We start from the raw sequence: 11,760 nt of genomic DNA on the forward strand, positions 1-11,760 counted from the left end.
GCGATCGTTCACACAAGACGCCAAGAAGCGAACATGGTGTTCACTATTGTGAGCAATCGCAAATGATCAGACCCAGTTGCGCATGATCTTATCCAAAAACCGCTTCACACTTTTTGGGATCATGCGTGGTTGCACGAAACTGTGTCCTTCGTTACATGCGCGCCATGAAAGTCAGGGATGCAGACATTCTCATCGTGCCGGGCTACACCAATTCTGGCCCCGACCATTGGCAGAGCCGCTGGCAATCGAAGTTGTCGACGGCGCGGCGCGTCGAGCAGGCGGAATGGTCGAAGCCAGTGCGCGAGGATTGGACGGCGAGCGTGGCGAAGGCGGTGAACGAGGCCGAGCGGCCGGTCGTCATCGTCGCGCACTCACTCGGCGTCGCCGCCGTGATCCAGGCAATGCCCCAGTTCCAACGCCCGGTCGCCGGAGCCTTCTTCGTGGCGCCGCCCGACGTCGCCAACCCCAAGATAAAACCCAGGCACCTGATGACCTTCGGCCCTTATCCACGCGAGCCGCTGGCATTTCCCTCGGTGATGATCGCCAGCCGCAACGACCCGTTCTGCACGTTCGAGGTGGCCGAGGACATCGCCGGCGCCTGGGGTTCACTGTTCATCGACGCTGGCGAGGCCGGACATCTCAACGCCGATTCCGGCTTCGGCCCATGGCCGGAAGGCTCGATGACGTTCGCCAAATTCCTGACGGGTCTTTAGGATTCTTCGATCGAGTCCCTCACGCTCTTCAGCAGGGTCTTTGCCCCCAGACCGATCAGCGCGTGCTCGGAGCCCATCGCCAGCAGCCGGTAGCCCATCGACACCACACGGCCGGCGATGGCCGGCTCGATGACGTAGATCGCGGCATGCTTGCCGGCCTTGCGTGTCCGCTCGGCGATCGAGGCAACTGTTTCCATCATGCTTTCGAGCGTCGAGTTGACGGCGGCGCCGTTCGACCAGGCAATCGAAAAATCCGATGGGCCGAGGAAGATGCCATCGATACCCGGCGTGTCGAGGATGCCGTCGAGCGCATCGAGCGCGGCGCGCGTTTCGACCATGGCGAAGGCCATGGTACGCGCGTTACTGTCGCGCAGCCAGTCGGCATAGTCGCCCTTGCCATGACGCGGAAAGGCATAGGTCGGGCCCCAGGAACGCTCGCCGAGCGGCGGATACTTCATGGCGGCAGCGAACAGCCTGGCATCTGCCACCGAATTCACCATCGGCGCAATCACCGCCTCTGCTCCGAAATCGAGCGCGCGGCTGGCCATGTCGAAGCGGCCGACCGGAATGCGCACCAGCGCCGGTTTGTTGGCGGCCAGCACCGGCCCAAGGCCGCGCAGCACGCTGTCCTCGTGATGTCCGCCATGCTGCATGTCGAGCGTGACGGCATCGAAACCTTGTCTGGCAAGAATCTCGACCGTCAGGGCATCAGGCACGCCGGACCAAGCGGTGCACAAGGTTTCATCGGCCAAAAGGCGTGACTTGAGGGACATGGGCGCCTTCCTTAATTCAATCTCGCATCGGCCCAAAATCGGCCCGATGCGAGGAGTCAAAGTTTGAGAGCGTACTTCGTGCGTCCGAATGGATGCATGTCGCTCTAATGCAGTTCAGCCGGAAACAGCTGCAAAGGCAAAGAAAAACCGCCCGGAGGGGCGAGGCGGTCGATTGGTCCAGCGTTCGATTGGCTCAGAGCAAGGATCAGGTGTTCTTGATCTGCTCGATTGCCTGCGCCATCAGATCGTCCATGGTGCGGCGAATCTGGTGGTCCGACTGGACGACCCCGGCTTCGTCGAAATCCTTGCGGATCTTGCGGAAAACGTCGTGGTCGCCGGCTTCCTCGATATCGGCGAGGACGACCTGGCTGGCATAGGCTTCGGCGTCGGCCCCGGCCTTGCCGAGCTTTTCGGCGGCCCACAGGCCGAGCGCCTTATTGCGGCGGGCCGCGGCTTTGAACCGGAGTTCCTCGTCGATTACGAATTTGCGCTCGAAGCCCTCCTCGCGATCTTTCATGCTGCTCATGGCATCCCTCCGGTCAAATCCGATTTGGTTGGCAGTCGAAATATGTGTATCGCCCTGCACAAACCAAAAGGCCGCGGGCCGGTCAATATGCTACGTCACTTGCTGCGCTGCGGCATTTCATTCCGGAAAGCGGTGATTGAAAGGATTTGCCGATTGAGCAAACAGTGCGATTGGGATAGACACCGGCATTGAACCCCTACCGTTGCCGCACTAATTTAGGCGGACGGACAGGAACTGGTCGCTTGCCGCCTGCCCGGAAATCCAGAGAAAACATCAGATGAAAAATCGCCGCCGCATTTATGAAGGCAAGGCCAAGATCCTCTATGAGGGCCCTGAGCCGGGAACACTGATCCAGTTCTTCAAGGACGACGCGACCGCTTTCAACAAGAAAAAGCACGAAATCGTCGATGGCAAGGGTGTGCTCAACAACCGCATTTCCGAGCACATCTTCAACCATCTCAACCGGATGGGCATTCCGACCCATTTCATCCGCCGGCTCAACATGCGCGAGCAGCTGATCAAGGAAGTCGAGATCATCCCGCTCGAGGTGGTCGTGCGCAACGTCGCCGCCGGCTCGCTGGCCAAGCGTCTTGGCATCGAGGAAGGCACCGTGCTGCCGCGCTCGATCATCGAATTCTATTACAAGGCCGATGCGCTCGACGACCCGATGGTGTCTGAAGAGCACATCACCGCTTTCGGCTGGGCAAGCCCGCAGGAGATCGACGACGTCATGGCGCTGGCCATCCGCGTCAACGACTTCCTCTCCGGCCTGTTCATGGGCGTCGGCATCCAGCTCGTCGACTTCAAGATCGAATGCGGCCGGCTGTTCGAAGGCGACATGATGCGCATCGTCGTTGCCGACGAGATCTCGCCGGACTCGTGCCGTCTGTGGGACGTGGCGACCCAGGACAAGCTCGACAAGGATCGTTTCCGCCGCGACATGGGCGGCTTGGTCGAAGCCTATCAGGAAGTCGCCCGCCGCCTCGGCATCATGAACGAGAACGAGCCGCCGCGTCCCGCTGGACCAGTGCTCGTCGCCTCGACCGATGGCGTCAAAGGCAAGCCGCACTGAGATTTTTTGCCGCTCAATACTGCGAACAGGAGCATGTCCAGCGTGATCAAGGCCCGCATTACCGTCACCCTCAAGAACGGCGTGCTCGACCCGCAAGGCAAGGCGATCGAACACGCATTGTCCGGGATGGGCTTTGACGGCGTCGGCCAGGTGCGGCAGGGCAAGGTTTTCGATGTCGAGCTTGCTGAGAGCGACAAGGCCAAGGCCGAAGCCGATCTCAAAGCTATGTGTGACAAGCTTCTGGCGAATACGGTGATTGAGAACTATAGTGTGGCCATTACCTGAGGTTGTGCCGGAGGGTATATGACTGAGGCCACGAACGAGTTGATGTACGAACTCCTGAATCGCGTACACCACGAAGTTGCTGAACTTCGACAAGATGTTTCCGGAGTGAAGCGGGAGTTGAACGTCGTTCGGGGTCACATGGTCGCAACCCAAAACGACATCCATAACATTTACGGCATTCTTGGCCGTCAGGACGATCGTCTCGAACGCATAGAGCGCCGTCTCGAATTGCGCGAACTCGCCGAAGCCCAGAGGCCTTTCGAACCGAAATGAAATCAGCAGTAGTCCTCCTCCCTGGCCTCAACCGTGACCGCGACATGATCGCGGCGCTGACCAAGATTTCGGGAACGCCGCCGGTCACCGTCTGGCAGACCGATAGCGAAATCCCCGATGTCGACCTGATCGCCATTCCGGGGGGCTTCTCCTTCGGCGATTATCTGCGCTGCGGCGCCATTGCCGCGCGCATGCCGGTGATGCGGGCGGTCTCCGAAATGGCGGCCAAGGGGGTCATGGTCATCGGCGTCTGCAACGGCTTCCAGATCCTGGTCGAGGCCGGCCTGCTGCCGGGCGCCTTGATGCGCAACACGTCGCTGAAATTCGTCTGCCGGCAAGTCAAGCTGCAGATCGCCAACGCCAACACGATGTTCACCCGCCGCTATCAGCCGGGCCAGATCATTCGCTCGCCGGTGGCGCATCATGACGGCAATTATTTTGCCGACGCCGAGACGCTTCGCAGGCTCGAAGGCGAAGGCCAGGTCGTGTTCCGCTATGCTGAAGGCACCAATCCCAACGGCTCGATCAACGATATTGCCGGCATCATCAACGGCCAGGGCAATGTGCTCGGCCTGATGCCGCATCCCGAGAATCTGATCGAAGCGGCGCATGGCGGCAGCGACGGCCGGGCACTGTTCGAAAGTGCCCTTGGTATCGCCGCTTGATATCTTCAGCGTTCGTCTTTTTCCGAATTCGACATAGGCGACGCATGAGCCCGAGACAGACGATCGCCCGCCTCGCACTCGTCGCCACCGCCGGCCTTGTGCTCGCCTCCTGCCAGTCGAAGCCGAAAAGCGCGCCGGCGCCTTCTGGCAAGAGTGCGGCGCTGCTTGCCATGGAACAGGTGGCGATCGCCGCCCACAAATGCTGGATTGCCAGCAAGGATCCCGCCTTCAAGCCCTATCAGATGGCCAACGAACTGAATTCGTTCACCGGCACGCCGCGCTTCCTGCTGGTTCCGGTCAAGCATTATGGCGGAAAGCCGTTGCTGGTCGTGCAGGCGCAAGGCAATTCACGCCGGGTGGACGTGTACGGTCCGCTGATGAACGAGGCGCTCGGTGCACGCATCGGCTCGGATATCGCGCGTTGGCAGACAGGCAATCCGGCCTGCGGTGCGGCTGCATAGGGCTGTGAGCCGGTTCCTGCAGATCGCCGGTCTGATCAGAGGCCTGGCCGCGCTTGTCCTGCAATTCTGCATCGCCGTTGCGGCGTCGATGGCGGCTGAGACGGGGGCACGCGAGGCGTGTTCTCAGTCCCAGAACGGCCTCAGGCCCTCACGGTGGGCGTCGGCACGCGAGATGCCGATATCCTTGAGCTGATCGTCGGTCATTTCCAGCAAGACCAGCCGGCTGCGCCGGCGATCCAGCAGGCTGTTGATGCGGTTTGCGAGTGAGCTGACCGTTCGCACCAGGCGACGGACATAGCCTTGCCGGCCTGACGGGCGGACTCCGAGCAATTCAGCTCTCGTGTGACGGATTGTATCGATTGCAGCCATTTTCTTGCTACCAAATTCGAGATTGTACCTATTTATCGCGCAGTCACATATGTATTGACTCTCAAAACGGTGCAATATAAAAAATTGTCACCATGACAAATTGGCTTCCCGACCTTTCCGCCGGCTCCGGGCCCCTCTATCAGCGGCTTGCAGATTCCATCGAAACGGACATCGACCGTGGCGTGATCGCCGCTGGGGCGAAACTGCCGCCGCAGCGCGATCTGGCATACGACATCGGCACGACCGTCGGCACGGTCGGTCGGGCCTACCAATTGTTGCGCGAGCGGGGGCTCGTAAGCGGCGAAGTCGGACGCGGAACCTATGTCCTGGGCCGGCATGACACCAAAACCGATCTGCTGGCGCCCGACCCGCAGGTGGAAGGCACGCGCTCTATCGATGCGCCTCGCGGCAAACTGCGCTTCGACAGCACGGCCGCGCCTGATACTGGCCAGGGAGCCATCGTCGCCGATGTGCTGTCGCGAACGGCGCAGGACCATCCGTATGAGATTTCAAGCTATACGCGGGATTTTCCCGACCGCTGGTTCGAGGCCGGCTGCAGCTGGCTGTCGCGAAATTCGTTTCGTCCAAGCCGCGATGGCATCGTTCCGACGCTCGGCACCCATGCCGCGGTTATGGCGGCGATTGCCGCGCTGACCACGCCTGGCGACTACATCGTCTTCGAGCACCTCACCTATTCGCAGATTTCACGCAGCGCCGGCCTGATCGGCCGCCGCACCGCGCTGGTGACGTCGGACGCGGAAGGCATAGATCCAGAGGATTTCGAGCGCGTCTGCGCGCAAAAACACCCGAAAATGATGTTCCTGATGCCGACGGCCCAGAACCCCACACTGGCGACCTTGTCGGCAACGCGCCGCGAGGCCATCGCGCGCGTCGCGCGCGAATACAATGTCATCCTGATCGAGGACGATCTCTATGGCGATCTGACCGACGACCCGACGCCGCTCCTGGCCGAATATGCCCCCGAACGGACCATCGTTGCCGGCGGCCTGTCGAAATCCGTTGCGGCGGGCGTTCGCGGCGGCTGGCTCGCCTGCCCGCCGGCCTATCGCCACCGGATCCGGGTCGCTCACAAGATGCTGACGGGTGGCCTCCCCTTCCTGCTGGCGGAAGTGTGTAGCCGGCTGGTTCTGTCCGGCCAGGCCAGCGAAATGCGCAAGCGCAGCATCGTCGAGATCAACGCGCGCATGGCGATCGTACGCGAGACGCTGGCCGGGTTCGACTTCAAGGCAGTGGACAATGTGCCCTTCGTCTGGCTCACCCTGCCCGATCCATGGCTTTCCGGCACCTTCAAGAATGCCTGTCTCGAACATGGCGTGCTCATCGACGACGAGGACGAGTTCAAGGCGGGCCGTTCCGAGCAGGTTTTCCACGGCGTGCGTTTCGGCGTTTCACAGCCGAGTCGGCGAGAGGACATCGCGGGCGGCGTCGGCGTGATCCGGCGGCTGCTGGACGAGGGCCGCGCCGGCTACGACAGCTTCTCCTGAACCGGCTTGAAACCGGCGGGCCGAGTGGCGATCTTTCGCTACTTGCTGCACCCTTTCCATCGTTTTTCGTCGCTTGATGGGTGTATCGGCTGCAAAGCTTGCGATAAGACGGGACTCGATCCCAAGGATATAAATTGCCGCCCATGACCATTTCCAATTCCGTGCCGATCACTCCGGAACTCATTGCCGCTCACGGGCTTAAGCCCGACGAATATCAGCGCATCCTCGACCTGGTCGGGCGCGAGCCGAGCTTTACCGAGCTCGGCATCTTCTCGGCGATGTGGAACGAGCACTGCTCGTATAAATCCTCGAAAAAGTGGCTGCGCACGCTGCCGACTACCGGGCCGCAGGTCATCCAGGGGCCGGGCGAGAATGCCGGCGTGGTCGATATCGGCGACGGCGACTGCGTCGTCTTCAAGATGGAGAGCCATAACCACCCCTCCTTCATCGAGCCCTATCAGGGTGCGGCGACCGGCGTCGGCGGCATCCTGCGCGACGTCTTCACCATGGGCGCGCGGCCGATCGCGGCAATGAACGCGCTGCGCTTCGGGGCGCCGGACCATCCCAAGACCAGGCATCTGGTTGCCGGCGTCGTTGCCGGCGTCGGCGGCTACGGCAATTCGTTCGGCGTGCCGACGGTCGGCGGGGAGGTCAATTTCGACGCGCGCTACAATGGCAACATCCTGGTCAACGCCTTTGCGGCGGGGCTGGCCAAGACTGATGCCATCTTCCTGTCGGAAGCCAAGGGCGTCGGCCTGCCGGTCGTCTATCTCGGCGCCAAGACCGGCCGCGACGGTGTCGGCGGCGCCACCATGGCCTCGGCCGAATTCGACGACAGGATCGACGAGAAGCGGCCCACGGTTCAGGTCGGCGACCCCTTCACCGAAAAATGCCTGCTCGAAGCCTGCCTCGAACTGATGGCGTCCGGTGCCGTCATCGCCATCCAGGACATGGGTGCTGCCGGCCTCACCTGCTCGGCGGTCGAGATGGGCGCCAAGGGCGACCTCGGCATTGAGCTCGACCTCGACAAGGTGCCGGTGCGCGAGGAGCGCATGAGCGCCTATGAGATGATGCTGTCGGAGAGTCAGGAGCGCATGCTGATGGTGCTGCGCCCCGAAAAGGAAAAGCAAGCCGAGGCGATCTTCCACAAATGGGGCCTGGACTTCGCCATCGTCGGCAAGACCACCGACGATCTGCGCTTTCGCGTGCTGCACCAGGGCGACGAGGTCGCCAATCTGCCGATCAAGGACCTTGGCGACCAGGCCCCGGAATATGACCGTCCCTGGGCCGAGCCGAGGAAGCCGGTGCCCCTGGCGGCCGGCGATTCACCTCAAGCCGACGTCGCCGAGTCGCTGTTGAAACTGCTCGGCGGACCCGACCTTTCCTCGCGCCGCTGGGTATGGGAGCAGTACGACACGCTGATCCAGGGCAATTCGCTGCAGCTTCCGGGCGGCGATGCCGGCGTGGTGCGCGTCGAGGGTCATCCGACCAAGGCGCTTGCCTTCTCCTCCGACGTGACGCCGCGCTATTGCGAGGCCGACCCTTACGAGGGCGGCAAGCAGGCGGTGGCCGAATGCTGGCGCAATCTTACCGTCACCGGCGCCCTGCCGCTCGCGGCCACCGACAACCTCAATTTCGGCAATCCGGAACGACCCGAGATCATGGGCCAGTTGGTCGGCGCCGTGAAAGGCATCGGCGACGCCTGCCGCGCGCTCGGCTTTCCGATCGTCTCCGGCAATGTCTCGCTCTACAACGAAACCAACGGGCAAGGCATCTTGCCGACGCCGACCATCGGCGGCGTCGGACTGATCGCTGACTGGTCCAGGATGGTGCGGATCGGCTTTGCCGCCGAGGGCCAGATGATCCTGCTGGTCGGCGCGCCGTCGATGTGGGGAACGCATCTCGCCCAGTCGGCCTATATGCGCGACATTCATGCCCGCACCGACGGCCCGCCGCCGCCGGTCGATCTCGACCATGAAAAGCGCGTCGGCGACCATGTACGCGCGCTGATCGCCTCCGGCGTCGTGACATCAGCGCATGACGTTTCCGATGGCGGCATTGCCGTCGCGCTGGCCGAAATGGCGATGGCGTCCGGCATCGGCGCGACCGTCCCCGGCCTGGTCGGGACCGACCCGATCCCGGTCTGGTTCGGCGAGGATCAGGGCCGCTATCTCTTGACGCTGTCGATCGATCCGCAGAGCGACGAATGGGACGCCATTCGCGAACAGCAAAGCAAGCTCGGTATTTTCGCGCCGTGGATCGGCTCGACCGGCGGCCGTGAGTTGAAACTCGGCGAGGCACGGGCGATCCCTGTCGGCGAATTGACCGCTGCCCACGAATCCTGGTTTCCTCGCTTCATGGCAAATGAGGTCGTGGACCCCTGATTTGATCGAGCGGGCCCGTTTCGGTGTGGTTCATCCGCCATTTCGATCATATCTATGAGATCACGACATGAACAAGGAATCCTCGCATGGCAATGGACGCGCACGACATCGAACGGTTGATCAAGGAAGGCATTCCGGACGCCAAGGTGACGATTCGCGACCTGGCCGGCGACGGCAATCATTATGCGGCCGAAGTGGTGGCCGAAAGCTTTCGCGGCAAAAGCCGCGTCCAGCAGCATCAGATGGTCTACGACGCGCTGAAGGGCAACATGGGCGGCGTGCTGCACGCGCTCGCACTGCAGACCAGCGTGCCGGAATAAGCTTTTTTAGGGCTTTGCTGGCTTGGGAAGATAGCCGTCCGATGCTCTTGGCCCAGGCCATCCTTTGCGCCATTTGCGTGACGAGGCGGCAAACGTCTTGTTTCAGGCAACCTATGGGTTTATTTGAAAGGGTATGTTTCGAGCCCGACTCCCACGGGCATGAAAGGATTTTCTATGAGCGGTATCAACGACTACATCGACAGCGAAGTGAAGGCCAACGACGTCGTTCTCTTCATGAAGGGCACGCCTGGTTTCCCGCAATGCGGATTTTCCGGTCAGGTCGTGCAGATCCTCGACTATATCGGGGCCGACTACAAGGGCGTCGACGTGCTGACCTCGGCCGAGCTGCGGCAAGGTATCAAGGAATACTCCAACTGGCCGACGATCCCTCAGCTCTACGTCAAGGGTGAGTTCGTCGGCGGTTGCGACATCGTCCGCGAGATGTTCCAGGCTGGCGAACTGCAGACGTTCCTCGTCGAAAAGGGCGTCAGCGTCAAAGGCGCCGCCTGAATTTCTTGTTTGCGCATGATCCTTTCCGAAATCGATCCCGATTTCGGGGTCATGCGCTAAACGCCGGGCCAGCCCCCATCTCGGCAGACTGATTACCTCCCCGGTATCGGGGCACAAGACGAATGAATGCGCCGGTGCGCCGGCGCTTTTTCGTTTGAAGATCGGACTTTGCCGTGGATCAGCATGCAGACGCGCAGCAACAGGCGGATACCTTGCCTATTCCGCGCTGGGAATTCATCGCGCTGTGCGCGGCGTTGATGGCGCTCAACTCGCTGGCCATCGACATCATGCTGCCGGCGCTGCAGCAGATCGGCGCCTCGCTCGGCGTGGAAAATGAAAACCACCGCCAATATGTGATTGCCGCCTATATTCTCGGCTTTGGCGGCGGGCAGCTCTTCTTCGGGCCGATCTCTGACCGCTTCGGACGCCGTGCTCCGCTGGTCGTCGGACTGGTGATCTATGTCGCGGCGGCGGCTGCGGCGGCAGTCGCCCCGACATTCGCCATTCTTCTTCTGTGCAGGCTGGTGCAAGGCATTGGTGCGGCGGCCACGCGCGTCATCGCCGTCTCGATCGTGCGCGACACGTTCGAAGGCCGGCGCATGGCCGAGGTCATGTCGCTGATCTTCATGGTGTTCATGGCCATTCCGGTGGTGGCGCCAGGCATCGGCCAGTTCATCATGCTGTTTGCCTCCTGGCACTGGATCTTCATCACCATGGCGGCAGGCGCCCTGATCGTCTCGGCGTGGTCGCTGCTGCGGCTGCCGGAAACGCTGCATCCCGAATATCGCCGGCCGCTGACGGCATCATCCGTCCTTGGCGGGTTCCGCATCGTGCTGACCAATCGCATGGCGCTCTGCTACGCCTTTGCCAGCACCTTCATCTTCGCGGCCATGTTCGGCTTCATCGCCTCGGCACAGCAGATCTACGTCGATGTGTTCAAAGTCGGCGAGATGTTCCCCGTCATTTTCGCAGGGATAGCCGGCGTGCTCTCCTTTTCGAGCTATCTGAATTCGCGCCTCGTCGGCCGCATTGGCATGCGCCGCCTGTCGCAGAGCGCGCTGCTCTTGTTTCTGGCCATCAGCCTCGCCTGGCTGGTCGTTTCCATCCAAATGAAGATGCCGCTCTGGCTTTTCATCACCTTCTTTGCCTGTGCGATGGTCCCGTTCGGCGCGCTCGGCGCGAATTTCAACGCGCTCGCCATGGAGCCGCTCGGCCAACTGGCCGGCACGGCATCGTCCATTCTGGGTTTCATGCAGACCTTCCTCGGCGGCGTGCTGGGCACGCTGATCGGCCAGGCCTTCAACGGCACGGTGACTCCGTTGGCCGCCGGATTCTGCAGCGTGTCGCTTGGCGCACTGGTGATGGTGCTGATCGCCGAGCGCGGCAAATTCTTCCAGCCGCAGAACCCGCCGGTTTAATGCCGGACGCGGTTTAGGATTCACCCTCACTTGCTGCTGTGAAGCGAGGGAACAGCATACGCCCTGCGATCGCTCCACCCATGCTGTCTGAAACGGGCAGTGGCAGAGCCTTGTTGAGAGCATCGAGGACGGAGGCGACGAAGGCCCGGTTGAGGCTGCCATCATCCCCTAGACGGGAGTAAGTGGCGCGAGGCTTGCCGATAAGCGTGCCGTTTCGGCGAATTGAGAACTGCAGCGTCAGGGTCATGCCCGCGGTTCCGGGCGGCGGCTCCCAGCAGGCGACGATCGCAGAGAACATCTCGTTTATGGTGTCGACGGGATCGGGACTGCGACAGCCGCGTTCCTGCGATGTTGCCGCGTCAGGACCGGCAACCAGGGCAAGGGCAAGGCCGACAATTGCGGACCGAGGTTTCATTCCGGATCTCCGGTTTCGCGCGCATAAATGTAACGTAGGCAAATTTTTCAACGAAAGCCTCCATCGATATC

General features: G+C 61.8%; 15 protein-coding genes. 11 read left to right on the forward strand and 4 right to left on the reverse strand.

Annotation, left to right across the window (positions count from 1 at the left end; all coding sequences use genetic code 11):
• The first annotated feature begins 164 nt into the window (after nucleotides 1-164).
• Nucleotides 165-713: an RBBP9/YdeN family alpha/beta hydrolase gene (locus NMG80_RS10665; protein ID WP_254018050.1), complete on the forward strand. Its 549-nt coding sequence runs from the start codon at nucleotides 165-167 to the stop codon at nucleotides 711-713.
• Here the strand turns inward: NMG80_RS10665 and NMG80_RS10670 are convergent.
• Nucleotides 710-1,486, reverse strand: coding sequence for an HpcH/HpaI aldolase family protein (locus NMG80_RS10670; RefSeq protein WP_254018051.1), 777 nt, complete (start codon nucleotides 1,484-1,486; stop codon nucleotides 710-712). The two genes, NMG80_RS10665 and NMG80_RS10670, sit on opposite strands and share 4 nt — an antisense overlap.
• A gap of 205 nt (nucleotides 1,487-1,691) precedes the next feature.
• Nucleotides 1,692-2,012 carry a DUF1476 domain-containing protein gene (locus tag NMG80_RS10675; protein WP_091591813.1) on the reverse strand — a complete coding sequence of 107 codons (321 nt, stop codon included), beginning with the start codon at nucleotides 2,010-2,012 and terminating at the stop codon, nucleotides 1,692-1,694.
• 277 nt (nucleotides 2,013-2,289) lie between these two features.
• Here NMG80_RS10675 and purC point away from each other — a divergent pair, with 277 nt between their 5' ends.
• From purC to NMG80_RS10700, 5 genes are read left to right on the forward strand one after another with little or no spacing between them, the layout of a single operon-like run.
• On the forward strand, nucleotides 2,290-3,084 hold the full coding sequence (purC, locus tag NMG80_RS10680) for a phosphoribosylaminoimidazolesuccinocarboxamide synthase (protein ID WP_023674725.1): 795 nt from the start codon (nucleotides 2,290-2,292) through the stop codon (nucleotides 3,082-3,084).
• 42 nt (nucleotides 3,085-3,126) lie between these two features.
• Nucleotides 3,127-3,369 carry a phosphoribosylformylglycinamidine synthase subunit PurS gene (gene purS, locus NMG80_RS10685; protein ID WP_023798246.1) on the forward strand — a complete coding sequence of 81 codons (243 nt, stop codon included), beginning with the start codon at nucleotides 3,127-3,129 and terminating at the stop codon, nucleotides 3,367-3,369.
• Between the two features lie 18 nt (nucleotides 3,370-3,387).
• Nucleotides 3,388-3,642: a hypothetical protein gene (locus NMG80_RS10690; protein ID WP_254018052.1), complete on the forward strand. Its 255-nt coding sequence runs from the start codon at nucleotides 3,388-3,390 to the stop codon at nucleotides 3,640-3,642.
• On the forward strand, nucleotides 3,639-4,307 hold the full coding sequence (gene purQ / locus NMG80_RS10695) for a phosphoribosylformylglycinamidine synthase subunit PurQ (protein WP_254018053.1): 669 nt from the start codon (nucleotides 3,639-3,641) through the stop codon (nucleotides 4,305-4,307). Before NMG80_RS10690 ends, purQ begins: the two co-directional genes overlap by 4 nt.
• Nucleotides 4,308-4,351: 44 nt before the next feature.
• Nucleotides 4,352-4,768 (forward strand): hypothetical protein, encoded by a 417-nt coding sequence (locus NMG80_RS10700; protein ID WP_254018054.1) that lies wholly within the window; start codon nucleotides 4,352-4,354, stop codon nucleotides 4,766-4,768.
• 123 nt (nucleotides 4,769-4,891) lie between these two features.
• Here NMG80_RS10700 and NMG80_RS10705 read toward each other — a convergent pair whose 3' ends face one another.
• Nucleotides 4,892-5,137, reverse strand: coding sequence for a DUF1127 domain-containing protein (locus NMG80_RS10705; RefSeq protein WP_254018055.1), 246 nt, complete (start codon nucleotides 5,135-5,137; stop codon nucleotides 4,892-4,894).
• Nucleotides 5,138-5,229: 92 nt separating this feature from the next.
• On the opposite strand from NMG80_RS10705, the gene NMG80_RS10710 reads away from it, so the two are divergent.
• From NMG80_RS10710 to NMG80_RS10730, 5 genes are all read left to right on the forward strand, one after another.
• A complete protein-coding gene (locus NMG80_RS10710) occupies nucleotides 5,230-6,642 on the forward strand; it encodes an aminotransferase-like domain-containing protein (RefSeq protein WP_254018056.1) in 1,413 nt (470 codons plus the stop codon).
• A gap of 143 nt (nucleotides 6,643-6,785) precedes the next feature.
• On the forward strand, nucleotides 6,786-9,026 hold the full coding sequence (purL, locus tag NMG80_RS10715) for a phosphoribosylformylglycinamidine synthase subunit PurL (RefSeq protein WP_254018057.1): 2,241 nt from the start codon (nucleotides 6,786-6,788) through the stop codon (nucleotides 9,024-9,026).
• A gap of 86 nt (nucleotides 9,027-9,112) precedes the next feature.
• Entirely contained in the window at nucleotides 9,113-9,346 is a 234-nt protein-coding gene (locus NMG80_RS10720) for a BolA/IbaG family iron-sulfur metabolism protein (RefSeq protein ID WP_077371549.1), read from the forward strand.
• Between the two features lie 174 nt (nucleotides 9,347-9,520).
• Entirely contained in the window at nucleotides 9,521-9,856 is a 336-nt protein-coding gene (gene grxD / locus NMG80_RS10725) for a Grx4 family monothiol glutaredoxin (protein WP_023798253.1), read from the forward strand.
• A 257-nt stretch (nucleotides 9,857-10,113) separates the two neighbouring features.
• Nucleotides 10,114-11,274, forward strand: coding sequence for a multidrug effflux MFS transporter (locus NMG80_RS10730; protein WP_436798586.1), 1,161 nt, complete (start codon nucleotides 10,114-10,116; stop codon nucleotides 11,272-11,274).
• A 13-nt stretch (nucleotides 11,275-11,287) separates the two neighbouring features.
• On the opposite strand, the gene NMG80_RS10735 is transcribed toward NMG80_RS10730, so the two are convergent.
• Nucleotides 11,288-11,689, reverse strand: a complete 402-nt coding sequence (locus NMG80_RS10735; RefSeq protein WP_254018058.1) for a TonB C-terminal domain-containing protein — start codon at nucleotides 11,687-11,689, stop codon at nucleotides 11,288-11,290.
• Nucleotides 11,690-11,760: the final 71 nt, after the last annotated feature.

This window comes from Mesorhizobium escarrei (assembly GCF_935825525.1).
GTDB classification, from domain to species: Bacteria; Pseudomonadota; Alphaproteobacteria; order Rhizobiales; family Rhizobiaceae; genus Mesorhizobium; species Mesorhizobium escarrei.

Excerpts from the sequence above, each read along its gene's own strand:
- NMG80_RS10710 (WP_254018056.1), top strand. The coding sequence starts at position 5,230 with ATGACAAATTGGCTTCCCGACCTTTCCGCCGGCTCCGGGCCCCTCTAT.
- NMG80_RS10665 (WP_254018050.1), top strand. The coding sequence starts at position 165 with ATGAAAGTCAGGGATGCAGACATTCTCATCGTGCCGGGCTACACCAAT.
- purQ (WP_254018053.1), top strand. The coding sequence starts at position 3,639 with ATGAAATCAGCAGTAGTCCTCCTCCCTGGCCTCAACCGTGACCGCGAC.
- NMG80_RS10730 (WP_436798586.1), top strand. The coding sequence starts at position 10,114 with ATGGCGCTCAACTCGCTGGCCATCGACATCATGCTGCCGGCGCTGCAG.
- grxD (WP_023798253.1), top strand. The coding sequence starts at position 9,521 with ATGAGCGGTATCAACGACTACATCGACAGCGAAGTGAAGGCCAACGAC.
- NMG80_RS10700 (WP_254018054.1), top strand. The coding sequence starts at position 4,352 with ATGAGCCCGAGACAGACGATCGCCCGCCTCGCACTCGTCGCCACCGCC.
- NMG80_RS10735 (WP_254018058.1), bottom strand. The coding sequence starts at position 11,689 with ATGAAACCTCGGTCCGCAATTGTCGGCCTTGCCCTTGCCCTGGTTGCC.
- NMG80_RS10690 (WP_254018052.1), top strand. The coding sequence starts at position 3,388 with ATGACTGAGGCCACGAACGAGTTGATGTACGAACTCCTGAATCGCGTA.
- NMG80_RS10670 (WP_254018051.1), bottom strand. The coding sequence starts at position 1,486 with ATGTCCCTCAAGTCACGCCTTTTGGCCGATGAAACCTTGTGCACCGCT.
- NMG80_RS10705 (WP_254018055.1), bottom strand. The coding sequence starts at position 5,137 with ATGGCTGCAATCGATACAATCCGTCACACGAGAGCTGAATTGCTCGGA.
- purL (WP_254018057.1), top strand. The coding sequence starts at position 6,786 with ATGACCATTTCCAATTCCGTGCCGATCACTCCGGAACTCATTGCCGCT.
- purC (WP_023674725.1), top strand. The coding sequence starts at position 2,290 with ATGAAAAATCGCCGCCGCATTTATGAAGGCAAGGCCAAGATCCTCTAT.
- NMG80_RS10720 (WP_077371549.1), top strand. The coding sequence starts at position 9,113 with ATGGCAATGGACGCGCACGACATCGAACGGTTGATCAAGGAAGGCATT.
- NMG80_RS10675 (WP_091591813.1), bottom strand. The coding sequence starts at position 2,012 with ATGAGCAGCATGAAAGATCGCGAGGAGGGCTTCGAGCGCAAATTCGTA.